We start from the raw sequence: 23,552 nt of genomic DNA on the forward strand, positions 1-23,552 counted from the left end.
CTTAACTGGCGTCAGGTCGACTGAGGCCGCAGTTACGCTTGATGACATTCGGGCGCTCCTCGGGGGCGTCAGGCAAGGACGGACAATGTTGAAACGCTCGCGTGTGCTGGCTTCGGCCGCTGTGGTGGCTCTCGTGACAGGGCTTGGCGCGCCCGCCTGGGCCGAGACGCTGCAGGAAGCGATCGCCCTGGCCTATCAGACCAATCCCAGCCTGCTGGCTCAGCGGGCGAATCAGCGCGCGCTGGACGAAACCGTGGTCCAGGCGCGATCGGGCCTGCGCCCGACGCTGAGCGCCTCGGCCGGGGTCGACTACACCCGCAACGATTTCCCGACCGTCACCCAGTTCGTCGACACGAACAACGACGGCGTGCCGGACACCCAGGTTTCCAGTTCATCGTCCGAGAGCGACGGCGCCACCCTGGGCGTCAGCTTGTCGCAGAACATCTGGACCGCCGGCCGCACCACCCTGGCCATCGACCAGGCCCGGGCCGGCGTGATGGCGGGGCGTGAGAACCTGCGCGAGATCGAACAGTCGGTCATGCTGTCGGTCATCCAGGCCTATGTGAACGTCACCCGCGACATGGAAATCCTGCGCATCCGCCAGGAAAACCTCGCCGTGCTGCAACGCCAGCTGGAAGAGACCAGCGCCCGATTCGAGGTCGGCGAGATCACTCGGACCGACGTGGCCCAGGCCGAGGCCTCCTTGGCCCAGTCCGAAGCCGATCTGGCCAACGCCCAGGCCCAGCTGTCGACCACCCGCGCCGCCTATGCCGCCGTCGTGGGCCAGTCGCCCAGCGACCTTGAGGCGGCCCCGGTCCTGCCGACCGTTCCGAACGATTTCGACGCCGCCATGGAAGTCGCCCTGGCGCGGAATCCGGGCGTGCTTTCGGCGACCTATTCCTTGCAGGCCGCCGAGGCCGCCGTCGCCGCCGCGCGGGCCGAATATCTGCCTTCCGTTCGCGCCACCGCCTCCTACGGCGGCACGGCGAACGATCTGGGCAATCTGAGTGAACTGGCCGACCGCCGCAGCTTCACCGCCGGCGCCACGCTGTCGGTGCCGCTGTTCACTGGCGGCCTGAACCGGTCGCGCGTCGCCCAGGCCCTGGAACGGGCCAACGCCGCCCAGATCGCCGTCGAGGGCGAGCGCCGCACTGTGCTGCAGAACGTCAGCTCGGCCTATGCCCAGGTCCTGTCGACCCGGTCGAACGTCGCCGCCGGCGAAGAGGCCGTGCGCGCCGCCTCGGTGGCCGCCGAGGGCGTGCGGCAGGAGGCGCAGGTCGGCCTGCGCACGACGCTGGACGTGCTGAACCAGGAAGTGACCCTGCGGGCGTCGCAGACCTCGCTGGCCGCCGCCCGCGCCGCCGAATATGTGGCCCGCGCCTCGCTGCTGTCGGCCATGGGCCAGCTCGAAGGGCCGAACCTGAACGCCAATCTGGACGTCTATGACGCCAAGACCAACTATGACCGCGTTCGCAATCGCGGCGGCCTGCCCTGGGACGGCGTGATCGAGGCCCTGGACCGGGTCGCCTCGCCGCCGGTCGTCGACGCCGACGACGCGCGGGATGCGCCGATCGACACTCAACTCAAGGGCGATGTGATCCGCACTGCGCCCGGCGCATGACGTCGGCCTGACGAACGAGGGGCAAAACGCCCGTTGATTCCGGCGGGCGTTGATGCGACGACAATATCCTGGGGTCGGGAAGGCTAGGTCTTCCGGTCCCGGACCCGTGCATGGCGTTTGGGGGCGACCTCCACGCCCCCAGTTTCATTCCAGGCCTCTCCCAGGGTTAATTCATGACCGACCAGTCCGCCCCGGAACCCACCATGGAGGAGATCCTGGCGTCGATTCGCCGGATCATTTCCGAAGACGACGCGCCCGCCGAGACGCCGCCGGTTGCGGCCGCGCCCGAGCCGGCTCCCGCGCCGGAGCCAGCGCCCGAACCCACGCCGGAGCCTGAGCCTGAGCCAGAGCCTGCGGCGGCCGAGAGTATTTTCGCCGCGCCCGCCGAGCCGGAGCCGCAGCCGGAACCCGAGGTCGCCGATGACGATGTCCTCGAGCTGACCGAACTCTATGAAGCGCCCGCATCGGAAACCATCGGCGATCTGGACATCGTCGAGGCCGCGCCCGAGCCGGTCGTTTCCGCGCCCGAGCCGGCCGAAACGCCCGCCCCGGCCTATGATGCGCTGGTCGGCGAAAGCGCCGCCGCCAGCGCCGCTTCGGCTTTCGCCGGTCTGGCCGCCTCGTTCAAGAAGCCTGAGCCTGCTGCGGCCTCTTCGACGGAGATGCCCTTCGTCAGCGGCAACACCGTCGAGGCCATGGTCGCCGAGATGCTGCGTCCGATGCTGAAGGACTGGTTGGACAACAACCTGCCCGCCATCGTCGAGGCGGCGGTCCAAAGGGAAGTCGAACGCATCGCGCGCAGCGCCTAGCCCTTCGCTTCACCGCAGACTAATCGAGGGGCGGCTCCTGCAGGGGCCGCCCTTTGTCATTCCAGGCCGCCGTTCGGCCGCACGACAACGATCAAAGAAGTCCCATGCTCGAGAAGACCTTCGAACCCCAGGCCGCCGAACCCCGCCTGTACGCCCAGTGGGAAGAGAGCGGCCTGTTCGCGCCCCGCACGGAAGGGGCGCAGGGCGCCTATTCGATCGTCATCCCGCCGCCGAACGTGACGGGCAGCCTGCACATCGGCCATGCCCTGAACAACACCCTTCAGGACATCCTGGCCCGCTATCACCGGATGAAGGGCAAGGCGGTGCTGTGGCTGCCGGGTACGGACCACGCAGGCATCGCCACCCAGATGGTGGTCGAGCGTCAGCTGGCCGCCGCCGGCAATGTCGGGCGGCGCGACATGGGCCGCGAGGCTTTCATCGACAAGGTCTGGGAATGGAAGGCAGAAAGCGGCGGGACCATCGTGCGCCAGCTGCGTCGCCTGGGCGCGTCCTGCGACTGGTCGCGCGAACGGTTCACACTGGACGAGGGGCTGAACGCCGCCGTCCGCAAGGTCTTCGTGCAACTGCACAAGGAAGGTCTGATCTATCGCGACAAGCGGCTGGTGAACTGGGACCCGCATTTCCAGACCGCCATCTCGGACCTGGAGGTCGAGCAGCGCGAGGTGGACGGCGCCTATTGGCATTTCGCCTATCCGCTGGCGGACGGCGTGACCTACGAACACCCGGTCGCCTTTGACGACGAGGGCAAGGCGACCGAGTTCGAGACGCGCGACTTCATCGTGGTCGCCACGACGCGGCCTGAGACCATGCTGGGCGACACCGGCGTGGCCGTGCATCCGGAGGATGAGCGGTATAAGGGGCTGGTCGGCAAGTTCGTGACCCTGCCCATCGTGGGACGTCGCATCCCGATTGTCGCCGACGACTACGCCGATCCGACCAAGGGGTCGGGCGCGGTCAAGATCACGCCGGCGCACGACTTCAACGACTTCGGCGTGGGCAAGCGGGCGAGCCTGCCGTCGCTGAACATCCTCGACGCCTTCGGCCGCATCACCGACGTGGATACGCCGGACGTGCCGTCGGAATACGTCGGCGTCGACCGCTTCGCCGCGCGCAAGGCCATCGTCGCCCGGGCCGAGGAAGAGGGCTGGCTGCGCGAGATCGAGAAGACCAAGCACGTCGTCCCGCACGGCGATCGCTCGGGCGTGGTCATCGAGCCGTGGCTGACGGACCAGTGGTACGTCGACGCCAAGGTCCTGGCCCAGCCGGCGCTGAAGGCGGTGGAGCAGGGCGACACGGTGTTTGAGCCGAAGTCGTACGAGAAGATCTATTTCGAATGGCTGCGCAACATCGAACCCTGGTGCATCAGCCGCCAGCTGTGGTGGGGGCACCGCATCCCGGCCTGGTACGGACCGGGCGGCGAGATCTATGTCGCGGAGACGGAAGAGGACGCCCGCGAACTGGCGATGGCGGATTATGATTCCGAAGTGGCCCTGACCCAGGACGAAGACGTCCTCGACACCTGGTTCAGCTCGGCCCTGTGGCCGTTCTCGACCATGGGCTGGCCCGAGAAGACCGAGGATCTGGAGCGGTTCTATCCGACCAGCGACCTGGTCACGGCGGCGGACATCATCTTCTTCTGGGTCGCCCGGATGATGATGATGGGCCTGCATTTCATGGACGAGGTTCCGTTCAAACGGGTCATCATCAACGGCCTGGTCCGCGACGAGAAGGGTCAGAAGATGAGCAAGTCCAAGGGGAACGTCATCGATCCCCTGGGCATCATCGACGAGCTGGGCGCCGATCCGCTGCGCTTCACCATGGCCATCCTGTCGGGCACGCGCGACATCAAGCTGTCGAAGCAGCGGATCGAAGGATACCGCAACTTCGGCACCAAGCTGTGGAACGCCGCCCGATTCAGCCAGATGAACGAGGCGCGCCGCGTCGAGGGCTTCGATCCCGCGACGGTCGAACAGACGATCAACTGCTGGATCCGGGGCGAACTGACCAAGGCCGAGCGCGCCGTGTCCGAGGCCATCGAGGGCGGGCGGTTCGATGATGCGGCGGGCGCGCTGTATCGGTTCGTCTGGAACGTCTTCTGCGACTGGTACCTGGAACTGGCGAAGCCGGTGTTCAACGGCGCCGATGAAGCCGCCAAGGCCGAGACGCGGGCCATGACCGCCTGGACCCTGGACCAGACGCTGAAGCTGCTGCACCCGGTCATGCCCTTCATCACCGAAGAGCTGTGGGCCGAACTGGGCAAGGAAGGGCCGGCGCGGGAAGGCCTGCTGATCGGCGCGGAATGGCCGGTGCTGCCGGACGGCTTCATCGACGCTTCGGCCGAGGCCGAGATCGGCTGGCTGATCGACCTGGTCGGCGAAATCCGGGGCCTGCGGGCCGAGATGAATGTGCCGCCCGCGGCCAAGCCGCCTCTGGCTTTCGTTGCGCCGGACGCCGTCACGGGCGAGCGGATCGCGCGCCATCGCGACCTGATCCTGACCCTGGGCCGAGTGTCCGAGGTCGGATCGGCGGACGCTGCGCCGACCGGGGCCGTGACCTTCGTCTCGGGCGGATCGACGGTCGCGCTTTCGCTGACGGGCATCATTGATCTGACGGCCGAACGGGCGCGGCTGGAGAAGGAGATCGCCGTCTTCGAAAGCGATATCGGCCATGTGAACAAGAAGCTGGGCAATCCCAACTTCGTGTCGCGGGCCGCGCCGGAAGTCGTGGAAGAACAGCGGGCCAAACTGGCCGAGGCCGAGGCCGGCAAGGCCAAGCTGCAGGCGGCGCTGGCGCGGCTGAGCGAGATCGGATGAGGCTGGACCAGCTTCTGGTCACGCGCGGCCTGGCGGAAAGCCGGGCCAGGGCGAAGGCGGCCATCGAGGCCGGCGGCGTCACCGTGGACGGCACGCCGGCCAAGTCCGGCTCCCAGACCGTTGGTGCGAACGCCGAGATCGGCTATGTCGACGCCCATCGCTGGGTCGGGCGCGGGGCGCTGAAGCTGGATCACGCCCTGACCGTCTGGCCGGTGGCGATCGACGGGCGGGTGGTGCTGGATGTCGGCGCGTCGACCGGCGGCTTCACCGAGGTCTGTCTGGATCGCGGGGCGGCCAGGGTGTTCGCGGTCGATGTCGGCTTCGGCCAGATGCACGAGCGGGTGGCGGCCGATCCGCGGGTGGTCGGTCTGGAGCGGACCGATGCGCGCGACCTGACGCCGGACCTGATCCCGGAGCCGCCCTCGCTGATCGTGTGCGACGCCAGCTTCATCAGCCTGATCAAGGTCCTGCCGGTTGCGCTTGATCTGGCGGCCGATGAGGCGGACCTGATCACCCTGGTCAAGCCGCAGTTCGAGGCTGACGGGCCCGGCGGGGTCGGCAAGAAGGGGGTGGTCAAGGATCCCGTGGCCCATGCCTCCGCCGTGGCGCGTGTCGCCGACTGGCTGGAAGCCTTGGGTTGGGCGGTGCAGGCGACGACCGAGAGCCCCATCACCGGCGGAGACGGCAATATCGAGTTCCTGCTGTGGGCCAGGCGGGTCTGAGCCGGCAATCCCTCCACCACGCTTCGCGCGATCCCCCTCCCTACAAGTGGGGAGGAGACGGGCTCAAGCAGGCCGAAGGCCGATAGCCCCCTTAAAAATAAGAAGCCGCCGGAGGATTTCTCCTCCGGCGGCTTCCGTCACGTCGTCGATCGACAGGGGGGCTGAAAATTAATCGACGACGCGATAGCGGCCGTACTGGTCGGGGCAGGTGCGGACGTAACGGGTGTCCGTGCGACCATCGGGCAGACGGATCTGGCTTTCGGCCAGACGGCATCCATCTGAATTCTGATAGGAATCGACCGGGCGCGACCGGTCGTCGTAGTAGCCGCGATCCTGGACATAGTCGCCGCGACGGTCATAATCGTCGTAGCGATAGCCCTGATCGCCGCTGTAGCGGTCGTCGTAATAGCTCGGCTGGCTGTAGCCGTTCTGGGCATAGCCGTTCTGGTTGTAGTAGCCCTGCTGACCGTAGCTGCTCTGGTACGAGCGGCAGGCGTCGGAGCTGGAGCGGCCGACCTGAGACCCGATCACGGCGCCCAGAACCCCGCCCAGGATGCTGCCCTCGGTACGGCGGCCGCGCGCGGCCAGCTGCGAACCGATGACCGCGCCAGCGCCGCCGCCGACGACGGCTCCGGCGCCCGTGCGGCCCTGACGCTCACGGGCGCAGGGGTCGTATTGCCGTTGCTGGTAGCCATTGCCGTAGGCGTATGAGGGAGCGTAGGCGCCCGTGCCGTAGTTCTGGCTGTAGCCGTAACTCTGGGCCGAGGCGGCCATGGGCGCGGCGACGGCGCCGAGGGTGAAGGCCGCGACGGCGGCGAGGGACTTGGTGGAGAGACGCATCTTCAACCCCTTATGGTCGGACGTTCAGTGACGAGGGCTGAACGGGTGGACCGGCTGTCTGTTGCATTGGGGTTTAAGGGAGTGAAGCTGAACGGCTTTTGAGCGATCCGTTCATTTTCGTTCATGTTTCGTGGGCCTATCGCGCTTCGCGCTACTTGAGGCCGTCGGTTGGGGTTACCGCGTGTCGCGCGACTTGAGCCGAGCTGGTGTCCGGTCTCTTCTGTCCGCGTGCTTGGCGAAGAGGGGCGTCGCGGCTAGAAGCCCGGCGATGCAGACCTTTACGATCAGCCGCGTCGGCGGACAGGGCGACGGCGTCGCCGAGACGCCGCAGGGGCCGGTCTTCGCCGGCCTGACCCTTCCGGGGGAGACGGTGCGGGGCGAGGTCGTGGACGGGCGGCTGGAGCAGGTCGAGATCATGACCCCCAGTCCGGACCGGATCGCGCCGGTGTCGCCCCAGTACGGCGACTGCGGCGGGTGTTCGCTGCAACACTGGGCGGACAAGCCTTATCTGGAGTGGAAGCGCGAGCAGGTGCGGCTGGCCCTGGCGCGCGAGGGAATCGAGACCGAGGTCGAGGCGACGGTGGCGAGCCCGGCCGGGACGCGGCGGCGCGCAGCCCTGCACGCACGCCGGACCCAGGACGGCCGGGTGGTTCTGGGCTTCAAGGCGCGGCGGTCGTGGCGTCTGGTCGAGGTGCGGGAGTGCCCGGTGGCCGATCCCCGGATCATCCGCGCCATACCGGCCCTGACCGAGGTGGCGGCGGCCTTTCTGGAGCATCCCAAGTCGGCGCCGACCCTGCACGTGACCTGGACCCTGTCGGGGCTGGACGTGGATGTGACGGGCGTCGAGCGGCGCTCGGGCGGCGGGCTGTCGGCCGACGCCCAGATGCGGGCCATTGCGGCGGCGCACCGGGCGGATCTGGCGCGGCTGAGCCTGGCCGGCGACACCCTGGTGATGGCGCGCCAGCCGAAGATCGGCTTCGGCCCCGCCACCGTGCCCCTGCCGGCGGGGGGCTTCCTGCAGGCCGTGCCCCAGGCCGAGGCGGCCATGGTCGAGCGGGCCGTGGCGGCGGTGAAGGGGGCCAGGAAGATCGCCGACCTGTTCTGCGGCGCCGGGACCTTCACCTTCCCGCTGGCGACGGTGGCGCCGGTGATCGCAGCCGATGCGTCCAAGGCGGGGATCGAGGCGCTGAAGGCGGGCGTGGGCTCGGCCAAGGGGATGAAGGCGATCACGGCCGAGGCGCGCGACCTGTTCCGGCGGCCCCTGACCCCCTATGACCTGAAGGGGTGCGACGCCATCGTGTTCGACCCGCCGCGCGCCGGGGCCATCGACCAGACGGCCCAGATCGCCGGGACCAAGGCCGGGGTGGTGGTCGGGGTGTCGTGCAACCCCCAGACCTTTGCGCGGGATGCGCGGGTGCTGATCGACGCCGGGTTCCGGCTGGAGCGGGTCACGCCGGTGGACCAGTTCCTGTGGTCGGCCCATGTCGAACTGGTCAGTGTTTTCAAGCGGTAGGCCGTGAATATGGACGACGATCTGCAAGACGGGCTTGAAGACGACGGCGGCGGGTTCGACGCCGACGACTGGAGCCGACTGAAGCCCTTTGTCGGGGCGGTGGCGACGCTGGACGACGTCCAGGCGCGCCGGGCCGTCTTCGCCCTGGGCGAGACCGACGATCCACGCCCCATCGCCATGGACCTGCCCCAGCCGGTGATCTGGTGGGAGGAGGACGGCGAACAGGCGGCGGTCGCGGTCCAGGCCGAGAGCCATCTGGGGCCGGACGGCGAGGAGATGGAGATCCTGGGCCTGATCCTGCCGGACGGGGAGGGGGCGGTGGCCCTGATGGAGGACGTCGATCTGGTCGACGACACGGACCCGACCTGGCGCGATCTGGTGACGCGGGCCGTCGATCCCTCGGCGGCGGACGCCGATTAACCGAACAGCTCCAACTGTGGCCGGGCGTCGGCGGGGACGCGGAACTGGGTTTCGTCCAGCAGTCGCAGCGGCGTATCCAGGCCGTAGCGTTTGACGGCGGCCTTGAAGCGGGCGCCGATCAGTTCGGCGACGGGGCCGGTTCCCTTCATCCGCTGGGACCAGTCGGCGTCATAGTCCTTGCCCCCGCGGGTCTGGCGAATCAGCGACATGACGCGGGCGGCGCGATCGGGGCGGGCGTCGGCCAGCCATTCGCGAAACAGATCCTTGATCTCCAGCGGCAGGCGCAGGGTGACATACATGGCCCGCGTGGCCCCGGCCTTGGCCGCCGCCTCAAGCACGGATTCCAGTTCGTGGTCGTTCAGGCCGGGAATGACCGGCGCGAATCCGACGCCGACCGGACAGCCCGCATCGGCGAGGCGGCTGATCGCCTCCAGCCGTTTGGCCGGCGTCGAGGCGCGGGGCTCCATGGCGCGGGCCAGGCCCCGGTCCAGGGTGGTGATGGAGACGAAGGCCGAGGCCAGGCCGGCCTGGCCCATCGGCCCCAGTATGTCGGCGTCGCGCGCGATCAGCACCGACTTGGTGATGATGCTGAAGGGGTGGTTGAACCGGCGCATGACCTCGAGGATCGAGCGGGTCGATTTCAGTTCGCGTTCGACCGGCTGATAGGGGTCGGTATTGCCGCCTATGTGGATGCGCTTGCACCGGTATCGGGGGGCGAGGAAGGCCTGTTCCAGCAGACGTGCGCCCTCGGGCTTGAAGAAGATCCGGCTCTCGAAATCCAGGCCCGGGGATAGGCCCATCCAGGCATGGGACGGACGGGCGTAGCAGTAGATACAGCCATGTTCGCAACCTTTGTACGGGTTGATGGAGCGGTCGAAGCCGATGTCGGGACTGTCGTTCCGGGCGATGATGGTGCGGGCGTGTTCGGGCGTGAGGGTGGTGCGCAGCGGCGCGGCCTCTGCGTCGTCGTTCGTCCAGCCGTCGTCGAACGACTCATGCTGCTCGGGCTCGTAACGGCCTGTGGCATTCGAACGCGCGCCTCTTCCCTTGGCGGATTTCATGAGACGGAGGATGGATCAGAAAAGAGAACAAAGCAAGAACATTTGTTCTGCATGTCGTTCGCAACAAGCCAAACATAAGACACAGTTTCAGTTGCTGTATGGATATGGCGCCGCTAATGGCGAACCTTAGTCGAGGAGTTTCGCATGACGATCAGACATCTGGCGGCCCTGTCCCTTTTGGCCCTGCTGGCCGCCTGCAACCGTCCGGGCGAGGCGCCGGTCACGGCGCCTGCCGCCGAGGCCGAAGCCGCCGTGGCGCTGAAGGCGCCCGCCGGCGTCTATGCGCTGGATCCGACCCATGCGACGCTGCAATGGTCGGTGCTGCACAACACCATCTCGAACTACACCGCACGTTTCGACAAGCTTGAGGCGACGCTGACGCTGGATCCGGCCAATCTCGGGAACTCCCGGATCACGGCGACCATCGATCCGACCTCGGTCGACGCCGCCTATCCCGCCGACTACGAGGCCTCGCACGCGGGAACCGGTTTCCACAGCTGGAACGATGACATGGCGAATAACGCCAAGTTCCTGAACGCCAAGGCCTTCCCAACGATCAGATTCGTATCGACCTCGGTCGAACAGACCGGGGCGCACACGGCCAAGGTGACGGGCGACCTGACCTTCCTGGGCCAGACCCGTCCGGTGACGCTGGACGCGACCTTCAACGGCGAGATCGAACGGCATCCGTTCGCCCAGGTCCCGGCCGTCGGTTTCGCCGCCGAGGGGCGTTTCAAGCGCAGCGACTTCGGCATGGCCGTGGGCCCGGTCGGCGACGAGGTGACGATCCGTTTCGACGGCGAGTTCATCCAGCAGGCCGCCCCGGCCGCGCCGGCGAACTGATCGCCCGCACCGAGACCACCGAAACGGCGGCGGAGGCAGGCTCCGCCGCCGTGCTCATTTTTCGCCTGATCGAAGACCGCTCATGACCGCCGCCCATCGTTATTCCGCCGTCGCCGTCACCCTGCACTGGGTAATCGCCGTCTGCATCCTGTCGATGATTCCGATGGGGTGGTGGATGACTGCGGCCATCGAACAGCCCGACAGCCAGGCCCTGGCCTATCGGGTGTTTCAGATCCACAAGTCGATCGGTTTCCTGATCCTGGCCCTGACCGTGGTGCGGATCGTCTGGCGGCTGACGCACCGGGGGCCGGCCCTGCCGCGCGGGATGAAGCGGTGGGAGGCCTTCGCCGCCCACACGACCCATGTGGCCTTTTACACCCTGATGCTGGCCCTGCCGCTGACGGGGTGGCTGTATGTCTCGGCCGGCTGGGCCGTGTCGCAGGACCGGGCGCTGGAGGTGGCGACCAGCTGGTTCGGCCTGTTTCCCATCCCGCACCTGCCGGGCGTGGCCGAACTGGCGGCGGGCGTGAAACGGGCCCTGGCGTTCCAGGCCATGGGGGCGCATGCGGCGATGGCCTGGGGCGCGGTCATCCTGGTCGCCCTGCATGTCGGGGCGGCGCTGAAGCATCAGCTCGTGGATCGCGACGGCGTGCTGTCGCACATGGTCCCGTTTCTCAAGCCTGGCCTGAAGGCGGAACACGAGCCGTCGGTTTCGGCGCCGTCCTCCCCCTGGGCCGAGCGGGGCGTGGGCGTGGCCCTGATCGCCGTCGTAGCCGTTGCGGGCGCGGTGGCGGCGCGGCCCTACGCCATGCCCGGTCTGGAGATGACCCGGACGGAGGCGCCCGCTCCGGTCTCGGCGCCGGCGTCAGGCCCGGTCTCGGCGGAGGCGCCGGTCACGCCGGGGACGGCCGCCGCCTGGACCATCGACTCCGCCGCCTCGAGCATCGCCTTCGGCGGAACCCATGCGGGCGCGGCCTTCAAGGGGCGGTTCGAACGCTGGGAGGGCCAGGTCTGGTTCGATCCGACGGATCTGGCGGGATCCAAGGCCGTCATCACGGTGCAGACGGCGTCGGCCCGGACCGGCGACCCGACGCAGGAGGGCTCGCTGCAAGGCGCCGAATGGTTCGATCCGAGCCGGTATCCGACCGCCCGGTTCGAGACCACGGGCTTCCGCGCCCTGGGCGGCGACCGCTATGAGGCGACGGGCAGGCTGCGGGTCAGGACGACCACCGTGCCGGTCGTCCTGCCCTTCACTTTCCGAGAAGCCGGCGGCGTCGCCGCGGTGGACGGCCGGCTGGAGCTGGACCGCACGGCGCTGGACATGGGCATGGAGTCGGACGCGACCGGGGACTGGGTGTCGAAGATGATCGGCGTCCAGATCAAGGTCACGGCGCGACGGGCGGAGTAGGGCGCCGAATGCGCCGCCGCTTGCCCTGAGGGAAGTCAGGCCTTAGGGGTCCGCGCCTTGATCAATGATTCAGGGAGCGGTCGATGACCCTCGCACTTCTGTTTCCGGGACAGGGCAGCCAGGCCGTCGGCATGGGCGCGCAACTGGCCGACGCCTTCGCCTCCGCCCGCGAGGTCTTCGCCGAGGTGGACGAGGCTCTGGGCCAGAAGCTGTCGGTGCTGATGCGCGAAGGCCCCGAGGACCAGCTGACCCTGACCGAGAACGCCCAGCCCGCCCTGATGGCGGTCTCCGTGGCGGCGATCCGGGCGCTGAAGGTCGAGTTCGGCTTCGACGTCGCGACGGCGGCCTATGTGGCCGGTCACTCGCTGGGCGAATATTCGGCCCTGGCGGCGGCGGGAGCGATCTCGCTGTCGGACACGGCGCGGCTGCTGAAGCTGCGCGGCCAGGCCATGCAGCGCGCGGTTCCGGTGGGGCAGGGGGCCATGGCCTCGCTGATCGGACCCAAGACCGACCTGGCCCTGGCCGAGGCCGCGGCGGCGGCGGGCGCCGAACTGGGCGTCTGCGTGGTCGCCAATGACAACAACGCCGGGAACATCGTCATCTCGGGCGAGAAGGCGGCCGTGGACCGGGCCATCGAAAAGGCCAAGGAACTGGGCGCGCGGGCGATCCCGCTGAACGTCTCGGCGCCCTTCCACTGCCCCCTGATGCAGCCGGCGGCGGACGAGATGGCGGCGGCCCTGGCGTCGGCGACCATCCTGGCGCCGGTCGTGCCCGTGGTGGCCAATGTGCTGGCGCGGCCGGAAAGCGATCCTGAGGTCATTCGCCGGCTACTGGTGGAGCAGGTGACCGGCCGGGTGCGCTGGCGCGAGAGCATGGAGTGGATGGCGACCCCAGATTCGCAAGACGGGGGCGGCGTGACCCGCTTCGTCGAGATCGGCTCGGGCAAGGTGCTGACCGGCATGGCCAAACGGATTGCGCCGGACGCCGAGTGCCTGCCGCTGAACACGCCGGAAGAGCTGGAAGCCTTCGCCAAGGCTCTGGTCTAAAAGCCGTGACACGGGGCTCAGCGATCCTTTGGACCTGGGCGGCGAGCATCGTCCTCGTCTGGATCGCGGTTGCGGTCGATCTTGGGCAACCGCTGTGGGCGCGTCAGCATTCCATTGACCTGACGGCCTATGGGGCCTTCGAAGGTCGCACTTTAACGGTGGAGCATGGGTGGAAGCTGCTGGCGTCGCAATGGTTGCACGTCAAGTTTCCACATATGTTGTTCAACGCCGCTATCATCGGCCTGGTCGGGGCGGCGTTGACGCGGCGGATGAACTGGCCTTCGGTACTGGCCTTGGGCTTGATCGGGGGCGCTTGCGGGCAGTTGGCGTCAGCGCTGGCGCAGCCGCAAGCCTATGTGTCTGGGGCTTCGCAGGCCTATCTGGCGCTCTGTGCGACCGCGCTTTTCGTGCTGGATCGCAGGAGCGTGGGCTGGTGGTCGGCGGTCGTAGGCGTTCTGGTCAGCGTGGCGCTGGACCTGTTCGTGAGCGGCCATGAGGGCGTAAAGCCCGGACATATCGTACCTTTCGTCATCGGTTTGATCGTTGGCGGCGGTTTTCTATTGTTGGACAGACATCGGCCTGATGGGGCGGTGCTTCGGAGGACATGATGTTCAATCTTGCAGGCAAGACCGCGCTCGTGACCGGCGCGACGGGCGGGATCGGCGGGGCGGTGGCGCGGGCGCTGCACGCCCAGGGCGCGACCGTGGTGCTGTCGGGCACGCGAGAGGCGGTGCTGGCGGACCTGGCCAAGGAGCTGGGCGAACGGGCGCATTTCGCCACGGCGAACCTGTCGGACCCCCAGTCGGTCGATAATCTGGTGAACGCGGCCGAGACGGCGGCGGGCTCAGCCCTGGACATCCTGGTGGCCAATGCGGGCATCACCAAGGACGGCCTGCTGATGCGGATGAAGGACGAGGACTTCCAGTCGGTCATCCAGATCAATCTGGAGAGCTATTTCCGCCTGACCCGCGCGGCGGTGAAGGGGATGATGAAGCGCCGGTCGGGCCGAATCATCGGCGTGACCTCGGTCGTGGGCGTCACCGGAAATCCGGGCCAGACCAACTATTCCGCGTCCAAGGCCGGGATGATCGGCTTCTCCAAGTCGCTGGCGCAGGAGGTCGGATCGCGCGGCATCACCGTCAATTGCATCGCACCGGGCTTCATCGCCTCGCCGATGACCGATGTGCTGAACGAGCAGCAGCGCGAGACCATTCTGGCCCGGATTCCGGCCGGTCGGCTGGGCACCGGCGACGAGATCGCGGCCGCCGCCGTCTATCTTTCGTCGAACGAAGCGGCCTATGTCACGGGCCAGACCCTGCATGTGAACGGCGGCATGGCGATGATCTGATCGCGATCACGAAATTCAACAGACTATTTCTTGCCCGAAAGCCTGTGCTAAAGGGCAGAACGCAACGGCGGTTCGGGCTTTCGGGCTTGCGTCGCCTTCGCTGCCGTGAGACGGCGATTTACAAGCTACCCCCGCCTCTACGGCGATTTCAAACAGGCAGAGAGACACTCATGTCCGACACCCTCGAGCGCGTTCGCAAGATCGTCATCGACCACCTGGACGCCGATCCGGACAAGGTCACGGAAAAAGCCAGCTTCATCGACGACCTGGGCGCCGACTCGCTCGACAACGTCGAGCTGGTGATGGCCTTCGAAGAAGAATTCGACATCGAGATCCCGGATGACGCCGCCGAGCACATCCAGACGGTCGGCGATGCGGTCAAGTTCATCGACGAAAAGTCGGCCGGCTGATTTCAGCCCCCGACTGGCGGCCCGATAGGGCCGACGGTTCACAGGGCCGCCCGGCGCTCCTAGCGGAGACGCCCGGCGGCCTTTACTGTTTCTGACCCATGCGAATCCGAAGTGATTCTCCGGGTTCGGACTGGAGAATTTTAGGAGCACGCACCATGCGCCGCGTCGTCGTTACGGGCATCGGTCTGCTGACCCCCCTGGGTTGGGGTGTCGAGAAGAGCTGGAAGGGCATCGTCGAGGGACGGTCGGGCATCCGCCCGATCACCGCCTTCGACACCACAGGCTATGGCTGCACCATCGCCGGCGAAGTGCCGAGCGTGGATGGGCGCGGCGGCGGCGGCGAAGGCGACTTCGACCCCGAGAAGATCATGTCGGTCAAGGACCGCAAGCGAGTCGACGACTTCATCCTGTACGCCATTGCGGCGGCGGACGAGGCCCTGGCCGACGCGGACTGGAAGCCAGAGACCGACGAGGACAAGGAACGCACCGGGGTCATGGTCGGCTCCGGCATCGGCGGCCTGGGCGCCATCGCCGAGACGGCCATCGTGCTGAAGGAACAGGGGGTGCGCCGCGTCAGCCCCTTCTTCATCCCCAGCGCTCTGATCAATCTGGCCGGCGGGCAGATCTCGATCCGCCACGGCCTGAAGGGACCGAACCATGCGGTCGTGACGGCCTGCGCCACCGGCGCCCACGCCATCGGCGATGCGGCCCGGATGATCGCCCTGGACGACGCCGACGTGATGGTGGCCGGCGGGGCGGAGAGCTCGGTCGTGCCGCTGGGCATCGCCGGCTTCCTGGCCTGCAAGGCTCTGTGCACCGCCTATAACGACACGCCGGACAAGGCGTCTCGTCCCTATGACCGGGGCCACGCCGGCTTCATCATGGGCGAGGGCGCCGGGATCCTGGTGCTGGAGGAATACGAACACGCCAAGGCGCGCGGGGCCAAGATCTACGCCGAGGTCGTGGGCTACGGCATGAGCGGCGACGCCCACCACATCACCGCCCCGTCCGAGGACGGCGAGGGCGGGGTGCGGGCCATGAAGATGGCGCTGAAGCGGGCCGGAATGCAGCCCTCGGACCTCGACTATGTCAACGCCCACGGCACCTCGACCATGGCGGACTGGATCGAGCTGAAGGGGATCGAGGGTCTGGTCGGCGATCACGCCCAGAATCTGGCCGTCAGTTCCACCAAGTCGATGACCGGCCACCTGCTGGGCGCCGCCGGGGCCATAGAAGCGGCCTTCTGTGTCCTGGCCATCCGGGACCAGGTGGCGCCGCCGACGATCAATCTGGATGATCCGGAGATGGAGACGCCGATCGACCTGGTCCCGAACAAGGCCAGGCCGATGAAGATCGATGTCGCCATGTCCAACAGTTTCGGCTTCGGGGGCACAAACGCCTCGGTGATCTTCAAGAAGGTCGACTGACATGTTCGGACGGGGGCGGGTTGAAAGGGTGCGGGGCGGTTCGGGTCTGACGGTGACGTTGCTGACCGCCTCGGCGACGTTCAGCCTGTTCCTGATCGCCGCCCTGGCGATTGTCTGGGGCGTCTACTACGGCCCGGGGCCTGGCGCCCGTCAGGGAGACCGCACGGTCGTGACCCTGGCCAGCGGGTCGGGCGTCTCCGCCATCGCCGCACAGCTGAAGGCGGCGGGGGTCATCCGATCGACCGACCTGTTCAAGGCGGCGGCGACCTTCACCGGGGCGGACCGCAAGCTGCGCGCCGGTGAATACGAGGTGCCGTCGGGCACGTCGCTGGGCGGAGTGCTCAAACTGTTGGTCGATGGCCGGGTGGTGCGCCATTTCGTGACCCTGCCGGAAGGCTGGTCCTCGGCCCAGGCGCTCGACATCCTGAACAAGGAGCCGGTGCTGACCGGCACGGTCGAGGTCCTGCCGGAGGAAGGCAGCCTGTGGCCCGACACCTATGAGATCGCACGCGGCGATACGCGCCAGTCGGTGATCGACCGGATGCAGCGGGCCGCCAGCGAGAATCTTCGACTTCTGTGGGCGCAACGCGGGCCGGGAACCGTGGTGCGAAACCCCGAAGAGGCGGTGATCCTGGCCTCCATCGTCGAAAAGGAGACGGGCCTGGCGGCGGAACGTCCGCGGGTGGCGGCAGTGTTTTCCAACCGGCTGCGTCAGGGGATGCGGCTGGAGAGCGATCCGACCATCGTCTATGGCGTCACCCAGGGTCGTCCGCTGGGGCGGGGCATCCGTCGGTCGGAGCTGGACCGTCAGACGCCCTGGAACACCTATCAGATCGACGGCCTGCCGCCGACGCCCATCGCCAATCCGGGCAAGGAGGCGCTGCAGGCCGTGCTGAATCCGCCGGCTGAACAGGCCCTGTTCTTCGTCGCGGACGGATCGGGCGGTCACGCCTTCGCCTCCACCTATGAGGAGCATCTGCGCAATGTCTCCCGCTGGCGTCAGATCGAGCGCCAGAAGGTCGGATTGCCGCCCGAGGCGCCGGCGCCGGTCGCGCCGGGAACCAGCGCTGTCCCCATGGCGGAACCGGTCGAACCGGCGCCTCAGACGTCCGGGCAAGCGACCCTGACCCTTCCCGTCGGCGCCTCGCGGGGCGCGCAATGAGCCGGCTGTCCGGCATGACCGGCTTCGGCCGGGCGGACGGGGCGGGCGAAGGCTGGACCTGGTCTGTCGAGGCCCGCTCGGTCAACGGCCGCAATCTGGAGGTCCGGTTCCGCGGCCCCAATGGGTTCGATGGTCTGGAACGCGCCGCCAAGGCGGCGGCCCAGGCGCGTCTGGCGCGTGGCCAGGTCACCATCGGCGTTCAGGCCAAACGGGTCGAGACCGGCGAGGCGGCTGTCACTATCAATGCGGCGGTCCTGGCCCGCTATCTGACCCTGGCCAATGAGCTGGCCGAGGACGGAGCGACCCCGCCGTCGGCTGATGGCCTTCTGGCCTTGCGCGGGGTGATCGAGGCGCCGGAAGAGGTGGACGATCCCGAGGCCCGCGCCATTCTGGAAGCCGCCATGGCCGGAACGGTCGAAGCGGCGCTGGACGCTCTTAAGACGTCCCGCGAGGGCGAAGGCGTGCAGCTGACGCCGGTGCTGGAAGAGTTCATCCGCCGAATAGAGGCCCTGGTGGCCCAGGCTGAAAGCGAGGCCACGGCCCAGGTCGCGGCCATCCGCGATCGGTTCAGCCGCCGCATGGCCGAACTGGCCCCTGATGCGCCGGGTCTGGAAGACCGAATCTTCCTTGAAGCGGCGGCCCTGGCGACCAAGGCGGATGTGCGCGAGGAGCTGGATCGGCTGACGGCCCATATCGATGCGGCGCGCCAACTGCTGGTCTCGGCGCCCGCCGGGCGGAAACTGGACTTTCTGATGCAGGAATTCATGCGTGAGGCCAACACGCTCTGCTCGAAATCGGCTACGACCGCGCTCACCGGAATCGGCCTCGAACTGAAGGCCGTCATCGAACAGTTGCGTGAACAGGTCCAGAATGTCGAATGAACGCACGCCCCGCCGGGGCGTCCTCCTGATCGTCGCCAGCCCGTCGGGCGCGGGCAAGACGTCGCTGTGCCGCCGGTTGATGGCGGATCACGGCGGGCTGGAGCTGTCCGTGTCGATGACGACCCGCGGCATCCGGCCGGGCGAGGTCGATGGGCGCGACTATAATTTCGTCGATCGTGAGCGGTTCCAGAAGCTGATCGACGCCGACGCCTTCCTGGAATGGGCCGATGTGCACGGCAATCTGTACGGCAGCCCGCGCGGCCCCGTGGACCGCGCCCTGGCCGAGGGACGCGACGTCCTGTTCGACATCGACTGGCAGGGCGCGCGCGACGTGGCCGAGAAATGCCCCGAGGATGCGGTGCGGGTGTTCATCCTGCCGCCCAGCCTGGAAGAGCTGCGTCGTCGCCTGATCACGCGGTCGCAGGATTCGGACGACGTCATCGAGCGCCGCGTCGCCAACGCCAAGGGCGAGATCGAACACTGCGACGCCTTTGACTATGTGATCGTCAACGAGGATTTCGACCGGTCTTACGCCGAGCTGGCGCACATCTATCATGCCGAACGGTCGCGTCGTTTCCGCAATCTGTGGGTGGGCGACTACAAGGCCGCCCTGCTGCGCGAGCCGGTCTGAGAAGAACCCGATCCGGGCAATCGATCTGGAAAGAACAACGACACCGCGGCCGGCGTAGGGGGAACAGTGCCGCCGCGGTGTCGTCTTCGGCTGAGAAGCGGCGCCGACATCACGCCAGGCGGGGGCGTCCTACGCGACGTCGACTTCGGCGCTGCTCAACTGCGCCCTTTATTCCACAACAGGAGTTCCAGAGGGTAAATTTCTATCTAGGGGCGATTGCTTAGGTACGCCCCACGATTGCCAAGTCGATGTTTTGCGGATGCGATCAGAGCGGCGTGCGCGCAGCGAACCAGGGCGTGAGTCGCGCCAGGGCCGTCTCGACCTCGGGCGTGGAAACGGCGAAGCTGATGCGGATGAAGCGATGGCCGTCGACGGGATCGAAATCGACGCCGGGCGCGGTGGCCACGCCGGTATCGCGCAACAGTTGTTCGCAGAAGGCCACGCTGTCGTCCGTCAGATGGCCGATATCGGCCCAGATGTAGAAGGCGCCGTCGGGCGGCGCGATCTTCTTCAGACCGAGGGCCGGCAGGGCCGCCAGCATCAGGTCGCGGTTGCGGGCGTAGGTCTGGATATGGCCCTCGAGCTCGTCGATCGCGTCCATGGCGACCAGGCCGGCGTGCTGGCTGAGGCTGGGCGGGGTCAGGAACATGTTGCCGATATAGGCGCGGGCGGTGTCGATCAGGGTCTCGGGAACCAGCAGCCAGCCCAGGCGCCAGCCGGCCATGCTCCAGTATTTGGAGAAGCTGTTGATCACCATGGCGTCGGGCGCGAACTGCAGCATCGACGGCGTCGGGCCGACATAGGACAGGCCGTGGTAGATCTCGTCCGAGACGATGGCGGTGTTTCGTGCGCGGCAGACCTCGGCGATGGCGGCGAGTTCGGCGTCGGGGATGACGGTGCCGGTCGGATTGGCGGGGCTGGCGATGATGACGCCGGCGGGGGCCGGATCCAGGGCTTCCAGTTGAGCGGCGGTCAGCTGGAAACGGGTCTCGGGGCCGCAGGCGATCTCGACCGGTTCAAGGTGCAGGGCGCGCAGTGTGTTGCGATAGGCAACATAGCCGGGGCGGGCCAGGGCGATGCGGTCGCCCGGCCTGAAGCGGGTGCTGAGCGCCAGGACGAGGGCGGGGGAGGCGCCGCAGGTCAGGAGGATGCGGTCGGGATCGACCGTGACGCCATAACGCTCGTCGTACAGGCGCGTGATCCGGGCGCGCAGGTCGGGGCTTTCCCAATAGCCCATGGCGTCGGCGTCCAGCACCTCATGCGCGCGGGCGATGGCGGCGGCGGGCGCGCCGGTCGAGGGCTGGCCGAACTCCATATGGATGACCGACCGGCCTTCGGCCTTCAACTGGTGCGCCAGGCGGCTGATGGTGATGGCGCGGAAGGGTTCGACGGTCATGCCAGCGCATCCGCAAGTCGCAGGAAGCCCGCGACGTCCACGGTTTCAGCCCGCACGTCCGGCTCGATGCCGGCGGCCTCGCATAGCTCGGCGCCGCCCAGTTGTTTCAGGCTGGAGCGCAGCATCTTGCGGCGCTGGCCGAAGGCGGCGGCGGTGACGCGTTCCAGCTTCTTCAGGCGTTCAGGCGACGGGCGCTCGTCCAGCGGGACGAGATGGACCACGGCCGAGGCCACCTTGGGCGGCGGGGTGAAGGCGGCGGCGGGCAGGTGCATGACGATGCGGGCGGTGCAGACGGCCTGGGAAATGACCGCCAGCCGGCCATAGGCGTCGTCGCCGGGCCCTGCGGCCACACGCTCGGCGACCTCCTTCTGGAACATCAGGGTCAGGCTGTGGGGCAGCCAGGGACCGGTCAGCCATTTGATCAGCAGGGCCGTGCCGACGTTGTAGGGCAGGTTGGAGACCATGTGGGCGGGGCCGGAGACCAGGTCCGCCTCCTTCACCTTCAGCGCATCGGCCTCGACGATGGTCAGACGGCCGGAGCCGTCGTCCAGTTCGGACAGAAGGGGGATGAAGCGCGGGTCCTTTTCCACTAGGACCACGGGGCCGGCGTCGGATTCCAGCAGGGCGCGGGTCAGGCCGCCGGGGCCGGGGCCGACCTCGATCACGGCGCGGCCCTCGAACGGGCCGGCGAGGCGCACGATCTTGCGCGTCACATTGAGGTCCAGCAGGAAATGCTGGCCGAAGCTCTTCTTGGCCAGCAGGCCGTGGGCGTCGAGGGTTTCGCGGAGGGAAGGAAGGTCGGTCACAGGCCCTGTTAGCGCGCGGCGCGCGCCGCCGCCATCTCCGAAGCCAGTCGGACGGCGGCGATCAGGCTGTCGGCGCGGGCGATCCCCTGGCCGGCGATGTCGAAACCGGTGCCGTGATCGGGCGAAGTGCGGATGATCGGCAGGCCCAGGGAGACGTTCACTCCCCCCCAGAAGTCCAGGGTCTTGACCGGGATCAGGGCCTGATCGTGATACATGCACAGGGCGGCGTCATAGCCGGCCCGCGCCTCGTCGTGGAACAGGGTGTCGGCGGGCCTGGGGTCGGTGATGTCGATTCCCTCGGCCCGCAGCTGCGCAGCCACCGGGCGCAGGGTCTCGATCTCCTCCACACCCAGAGCGCCGCCTTCGCCGGCGTGAGGGTTCAGGGCGGCCATGGCCAGGCGCGGACGGGCGATGGCGAAGTCGCGCTTCAGGCTTTCGTGAACCACGCGGGCGGTGCGGGCCACGCGGTCTGCGGTGATCAGTTCTGCGACCTGTCCCAGGGCGACGTGGATGGTGACCAGGCAGGCCCGCAGATCCTTGGCGGTCAGCATCATCACCGGCCCCCGCGTGCCTGGATAGGGGGCGTCCGCAGTCAGTTCGGCGATGAATTCCGTATGGCCCGGAAAGCGGAAACCCGAGGCGTACATCGGGGCCTTGGCGATCGGCGCGGTCACAAGGCCCGACGCCTCGCCGGACAGGACGAAACTGACCGCTTCTTCGATGCCGTCGGCGACGGCCGGCGCATTGGCCGGATCGGGACGGCCGACCTCGACCGCGGCCGGCAAGGGGCGATGGATCACCGGCAGGGCGCGCCCGAAAGGCTGCAGCGCATCGGCGGGGGTGTTGATTTCGACCACCAGCACGCCCTGAGCGCGGAGCAGGTCCGCGTCGCCGATGACGGCGAAGGCCGGCGGCTCGGTCTTCAGGGCGTTCCAGGCGGCGGCCACGATCTCCGGCCCGACGCCGGCGGGTTCGCCCAGCGTCAGGACCAGAGGCCGGGTCATTTGAACTCGATGAGGGCGTCGCTACGCAGGTCGCGCAGATAGCGGCGCTCGAGCACGGCCAGGTTCTGGGAACGCAGACGACCCTCGACCTGTTGACGGTTCGGAGCCTCGGGGCCCCCGACCCGGCGACCGCAGACGGCGACCAGGTGCAGGCCCAGCGGGGTGCGGATCGGCGTGGAGACCGAGCCGATCTCGCCGGTGCGGGCGAACTGCTGGAACTGGGGCGCGAGGTTGGCGACATCTGATTCGCCGAGGTCCGCTCCGATCACGCCCTGGGTCGCGCGCGCCTGGGACAGGATGTTGTCGCAGTTCAGTCCCTGACGCAGGCCTTCCAGAGTGCGGGTCGCGGCGGCCAGATCGGCTTCCGACGCCGTCTCGGGCAGTTCGACCATCAGTTGCCGCAGAGAGACCAGGCTGGTCGCCGCGCCGTCGCGCTTGTCGCGCATATAGATGATGTACACCCCGCCATCGACGGCGATCGGGTTCGACAGCTGGCCGGGCTGGAGTTGGTCGAAGATGGTCTGAAGCGCGGGCTGGACCGTGCCCTTGACCACCCAGCCGGCGTCGCCGGGCACCCGGGCCGAAGCCGAAGGCGCCGATGAGAACTGTTGGGCGACGGCCTGGAAGGGCGCGCCCTGGATGATCTGCTGCACCAGTTGGCGGGCGCCGTTCATGGCGGCTTCCTGACCGCCGACTCGGGCCGCCTCGATATAGATTTCGCCGATCAGATACTGGGGCTGGGCGGCCGCGTCATTGAGACGACGGACTTCCTGATCGACTTGAAGCGTGCTGGGACGCGCGCGGCTGTTGAAGCGACCGGGCACCAGCTGTCCCCAGCCGATCTCGGTGCGCAGGCTCTCGCGGAAAGCGTTCGGCTGGATGCCGCCCTGCTGAAGGAACTCCATATAGGCGGCGGGGGTGACGCCGGCCTGGCGCGCCATCTGGGCGATTTCCTCGTCGATCTCCTGGTCGGTGACTTTCAGGCTTTCGAACTTGGTGATCTCCTGGGCCTTCAGGCGCTGCTCAATCAGCCGGTTGAGGGCGGCCTGCTGGATCGCCGGCAGGTTCTGCTCGGTCGGCTGGACCTGCGACGAGGCGATCAGCATGAGCATCTGCTGACGCAGATCGAATCCCGTGATGATCTTGTCGTTCACCGTGGCGACGATGCCGTCGGCCATCTCGAACTGGGGGGCGGGGCGAGCCGTTGCGGGACCGTCGCCGGCCGCAGGATTCGGCGCTCCGGCGGCGGACGCCTGCGGAGCGGCCGGAGCGGACGCCGTCTGACCATGAGCCGAACCGGCGAGGAGGACCGCCGCGAGCGCAGCCCCCGTCGAATAACGCATCAAACCCATTGGTCGTCCTGATTCCTC

General features: G+C 68.0%; 22 protein-coding genes. 16 read left to right on the plus strand and 6 right to left on the minus strand.

The annotated features are described in order from the left end of the window. Positions 1-85: 85 nt before the first annotated feature. The 4 genes from GYM46_RS15645 (at position 86) to GYM46_RS15660 (ending at position 5,986) form a co-directional block, all read left to right on the plus strand. Complete coding sequence (locus tag GYM46_RS15645; protein WP_008264135.1) at positions 86-1,621, plus strand: TolC family outer membrane protein; 1,536 nt, start codon at positions 86-88, stop codon at positions 1,619-1,621. 173 nt (positions 1,622-1,794) lie between these two features. After that, positions 1,795-2,430, plus strand: a complete 636-nt coding sequence (locus tag GYM46_RS15650) for a DUF2497 domain-containing protein (protein WP_008261383.1) — start codon at positions 1,795-1,797, stop codon at positions 2,428-2,430. Between the two features lie 104 nt (positions 2,431-2,534). Continuing rightward, positions 2,535-5,264, plus strand: coding sequence for a valine--tRNA ligase (locus tag GYM46_RS15655; RefSeq protein WP_008263866.1), 2,730 nt, complete (start codon positions 2,535-2,537; stop codon positions 5,262-5,264). Beyond that, positions 5,261-5,986 carry a TlyA family RNA methyltransferase gene (locus GYM46_RS15660; RefSeq protein WP_008259589.1) on the plus strand — a complete coding sequence of 242 codons (726 nt, stop codon included), beginning with the start codon at positions 5,261-5,263 and terminating at the stop codon, positions 5,984-5,986. Before GYM46_RS15655 ends, GYM46_RS15660 begins: the two co-directional genes overlap by 4 nt. Positions 5,987-6,154: 168 nt before the next feature. Here GYM46_RS15660 and GYM46_RS15665 read toward each other — a convergent pair whose 3' ends face one another. Beyond that, on the minus strand, positions 6,155-6,826 hold the full coding sequence (locus GYM46_RS15665) for a glycine zipper 2TM domain-containing protein (protein ID WP_008262332.1): 672 nt from the start codon (positions 6,824-6,826) through the stop codon (positions 6,155-6,157). Positions 6,827-7,094: 268 nt separating this feature from the next. Here GYM46_RS15665 and GYM46_RS15670 point away from each other — a divergent pair, with 268 nt between their 5' ends. Together GYM46_RS15670 and GYM46_RS15675 are read left to right on the plus strand one after the other, a co-directional pair. Next, a complete protein-coding gene (locus GYM46_RS15670; protein WP_008260947.1) occupies positions 7,095-8,339 on the plus strand; it encodes a class I SAM-dependent RNA methyltransferase in 1,245 nt (414 codons plus the stop codon). A gap of 9 nt (positions 8,340-8,348) precedes the next feature. Beyond that, positions 8,349-8,759 carry a hypothetical protein gene (locus tag GYM46_RS15675; RefSeq protein ID WP_035308614.1) on the plus strand — a complete coding sequence of 137 codons (411 nt, stop codon included), beginning with the start codon at positions 8,349-8,351 and terminating at the stop codon, positions 8,757-8,759. On the opposite strand, the gene GYM46_RS15680 is transcribed toward GYM46_RS15675, so the two are convergent. Next, complete coding sequence (locus GYM46_RS15680; protein WP_008260690.1) at positions 8,756-9,820, minus strand: PA0069 family radical SAM protein; 1,065 nt, start codon at positions 9,818-9,820, stop codon at positions 8,756-8,758. The two genes, GYM46_RS15675 and GYM46_RS15680, sit on opposite strands and share 4 nt — an antisense overlap. A gap of 144 nt (positions 9,821-9,964) precedes the next feature. Here GYM46_RS15680 and GYM46_RS15685 point away from each other — a divergent pair, with 144 nt between their 5' ends. The 10 genes from GYM46_RS15685 to gmk all read left to right on the plus strand — a co-directional run bounded on the left by GYM46_RS15685 (position 9,965) and on the right by gmk (position 18,976). After that, positions 9,965-10,663 (plus strand): YceI family protein, encoded by a 699-nt coding sequence (locus tag GYM46_RS15685; RefSeq protein ID WP_008260338.1) that lies wholly within the window; start codon positions 9,965-9,967, stop codon positions 10,661-10,663. Between the two features lie 82 nt (positions 10,664-10,745). Next, the gene (locus GYM46_RS15690) at positions 10,746-12,071 is read left to right on the plus strand and encodes a cytochrome b/b6 domain-containing protein (RefSeq protein ID WP_008263330.1); all 1,326 of its coding nucleotides are present in this window, start codon (positions 10,746-10,748) and stop codon (positions 12,069-12,071) included. An 83-nt stretch (positions 12,072-12,154) separates the two neighbouring features. Next, complete coding sequence (gene fabD / locus GYM46_RS15695; RefSeq protein WP_008263591.1) at positions 12,155-13,117, plus strand: ACP S-malonyltransferase; 963 nt, start codon at positions 12,155-12,157, stop codon at positions 13,115-13,117. Positions 13,118-13,122: 5 nt separating this feature from the next. Further along, on the plus strand, positions 13,123-13,725 hold the full coding sequence (locus GYM46_RS15700; RefSeq protein WP_040349535.1) for a rhomboid family intramembrane serine protease: 603 nt from the start codon (positions 13,123-13,125) through the stop codon (positions 13,723-13,725). Continuing rightward, on the plus strand, positions 13,725-14,465 hold the full coding sequence (gene fabG / locus GYM46_RS15705; protein ID WP_040349532.1) for a 3-oxoacyl-[acyl-carrier-protein] reductase: 741 nt from the start codon (positions 13,725-13,727) through the stop codon (positions 14,463-14,465). The genes GYM46_RS15700 and fabG overlap by 1 nt, the downstream gene beginning before the upstream one ends. A gap of 170 nt (positions 14,466-14,635) precedes the next feature. Further along, positions 14,636-14,875, plus strand: a complete 240-nt coding sequence (locus GYM46_RS15710; protein ID WP_008264317.1) for an acyl carrier protein — start codon at positions 14,636-14,638, stop codon at positions 14,873-14,875. A gap of 155 nt (positions 14,876-15,030) precedes the next feature. After that, positions 15,031-16,302: a beta-ketoacyl-ACP synthase II gene (gene fabF / locus GYM46_RS15715; protein WP_008261779.1), complete on the plus strand. Its 1,272-nt coding sequence runs from the start codon at positions 15,031-15,033 to the stop codon at positions 16,300-16,302. A gap of 1 nt (position 16,303) precedes the next feature. Continuing rightward, positions 16,304-17,464, plus strand: coding sequence for an endolytic transglycosylase MltG (gene mltG, locus GYM46_RS15720; RefSeq protein WP_008263944.1), 1,161 nt, complete (start codon positions 16,304-16,306; stop codon positions 17,462-17,464). Next, positions 17,461-18,345, plus strand: a complete 885-nt coding sequence (locus tag GYM46_RS15725; protein ID WP_008259821.1) for a YicC/YloC family endoribonuclease — start codon at positions 17,461-17,463, stop codon at positions 18,343-18,345. The genes mltG and GYM46_RS15725 overlap by 4 nt, the downstream gene beginning before the upstream one ends. Further along, a complete protein-coding gene (gene gmk / locus GYM46_RS15730; RefSeq protein WP_008262586.1) occupies positions 18,335-18,976 on the plus strand; it encodes a guanylate kinase in 642 nt (213 codons plus the stop codon). The genes GYM46_RS15725 and gmk overlap by 11 nt, the downstream gene beginning before the upstream one ends. Positions 18,977-19,241: 265 nt before the next feature. On the opposite strand, the gene GYM46_RS15735 is transcribed toward gmk, so the two are convergent. From GYM46_RS15735 to GYM46_RS15750, 4 genes are read right to left on the minus strand one after another with little or no spacing between them, the layout of a single operon-like run. Then, entirely contained in the window at positions 19,242-20,372 is a 1,131-nt protein-coding gene (locus GYM46_RS15735; RefSeq protein WP_008261524.1) for a pyridoxal phosphate-dependent aminotransferase, read from the minus strand. After that, complete coding sequence (rsmA, locus tag GYM46_RS15740; RefSeq protein WP_008262691.1) at positions 20,369-21,178, minus strand: 16S rRNA (adenine(1518)-N(6)/adenine(1519)-N(6))-dimethyltransferase RsmA; 810 nt, start codon at positions 21,176-21,178, stop codon at positions 20,369-20,371. The genes GYM46_RS15735 and rsmA overlap by 4 nt, the downstream gene beginning before the upstream one ends. Before the next feature lie 8 nt (positions 21,179-21,186). Further along, positions 21,187-22,182: a 4-hydroxythreonine-4-phosphate dehydrogenase PdxA gene (gene pdxA, locus GYM46_RS15745; RefSeq protein WP_008264061.1), complete on the minus strand. Its 996-nt coding sequence runs from the start codon at positions 22,180-22,182 to the stop codon at positions 21,187-21,189. Then, the gene (locus tag GYM46_RS15750; protein ID WP_230307514.1) at positions 22,179-23,534 is read right to left on the minus strand and encodes a peptidylprolyl isomerase; all 1,356 of its coding nucleotides are present in this window, start codon (positions 23,532-23,534) and stop codon (positions 22,179-22,181) included. The genes pdxA and GYM46_RS15750 overlap by 4 nt, the downstream gene beginning before the upstream one ends. Positions 23,535-23,552: the final 18 nt, after the last annotated feature.

It is taken from the genome of Brevundimonas mediterranea (genome assembly GCF_011064825.1).
GTDB classification, from domain to species: domain Bacteria; phylum Pseudomonadota; class Alphaproteobacteria; order Caulobacterales; family Caulobacteraceae; genus Brevundimonas; species Brevundimonas mediterranea_A.

What these genes read in the sequence shown, in the direction of transcription:
- GYM46_RS15690 (WP_008263330.1), top strand. Translation starts at nt 10,746, where the DNA reads ATGACCGCCGCCCATCGTTATTCCGCCGTCGCCGTCACCCTGCACTGG.
- GYM46_RS15710 (WP_008264317.1), top strand. Translation starts at nt 14,636, where the DNA reads ATGTCCGACACCCTCGAGCGCGTTCGCAAGATCGTCATCGACCACCTG.
- GYM46_RS15650 (WP_008261383.1), top strand. Translation starts at nt 1,795, where the DNA reads ATGACCGACCAGTCCGCCCCGGAACCCACCATGGAGGAGATCCTGGCG.
- fabG (WP_040349532.1), top strand. Translation starts at nt 13,725, where the DNA reads ATGTTCAATCTTGCAGGCAAGACCGCGCTCGTGACCGGCGCGACGGGC.
- GYM46_RS15735 (WP_008261524.1), bottom strand. Translation starts at nt 20,372, where the DNA reads ATGACCGTCGAACCCTTCCGCGCCATCACCATCAGCCGCCTGGCGCAC.
- GYM46_RS15685 (WP_008260338.1), top strand. Translation starts at nt 9,965, where the DNA reads ATGACGATCAGACATCTGGCGGCCCTGTCCCTTTTGGCCCTGCTGGCC.
- mltG (WP_008263944.1), top strand. Translation starts at nt 16,304, where the DNA reads ATGTTCGGACGGGGGCGGGTTGAAAGGGTGCGGGGCGGTTCGGGTCTG.
- GYM46_RS15675 (WP_035308614.1), top strand. Translation starts at nt 8,349, where the DNA reads ATGGACGACGATCTGCAAGACGGGCTTGAAGACGACGGCGGCGGGTTC.
- GYM46_RS15655 (WP_008263866.1), top strand. Translation starts at nt 2,535, where the DNA reads ATGCTCGAGAAGACCTTCGAACCCCAGGCCGCCGAACCCCGCCTGTAC.
- GYM46_RS15645 (WP_008264135.1), top strand. Translation starts at nt 86, where the DNA reads ATGTTGAAACGCTCGCGTGTGCTGGCTTCGGCCGCTGTGGTGGCTCTC.
- GYM46_RS15665 (WP_008262332.1), bottom strand. Translation starts at nt 6,826, where the DNA reads ATGCGTCTCTCCACCAAGTCCCTCGCCGCCGTCGCGGCCTTCACCCTC.
- GYM46_RS15660 (WP_008259589.1), top strand. Translation starts at nt 5,261, where the DNA reads ATGAGGCTGGACCAGCTTCTGGTCACGCGCGGCCTGGCGGAAAGCCGG.
- GYM46_RS15680 (WP_008260690.1), bottom strand. Translation starts at nt 9,820, where the DNA reads ATGAAATCCGCCAAGGGAAGAGGCGCGCGTTCGAATGCCACAGGCCGT.
- GYM46_RS15725 (WP_008259821.1), top strand. Translation starts at nt 17,461, where the DNA reads ATGAGCCGGCTGTCCGGCATGACCGGCTTCGGCCGGGCGGACGGGGCG.
- gmk (WP_008262586.1), top strand. Translation starts at nt 18,335, where the DNA reads ATGTCGAATGAACGCACGCCCCGCCGGGGCGTCCTCCTGATCGTCGCC.
- GYM46_RS15750 (WP_230307514.1), bottom strand. Translation starts at nt 23,534, where the DNA reads ATGGGTTTGATGCGTTATTCGACGGGGGCTGCGCTCGCGGCGGTCCTC.
- pdxA (WP_008264061.1), bottom strand. Translation starts at nt 22,182, where the DNA reads ATGACCCGGCCTCTGGTCCTGACGCTGGGCGAACCCGCCGGCGTCGGG.
- fabF (WP_008261779.1), top strand. Translation starts at nt 15,031, where the DNA reads ATGCGCCGCGTCGTCGTTACGGGCATCGGTCTGCTGACCCCCCTGGGT.
- GYM46_RS15670 (WP_008260947.1), top strand. Translation starts at nt 7,095, where the DNA reads ATGCAGACCTTTACGATCAGCCGCGTCGGCGGACAGGGCGACGGCGTC.
- fabD (WP_008263591.1), top strand. Translation starts at nt 12,155, where the DNA reads ATGACCCTCGCACTTCTGTTTCCGGGACAGGGCAGCCAGGCCGTCGGC.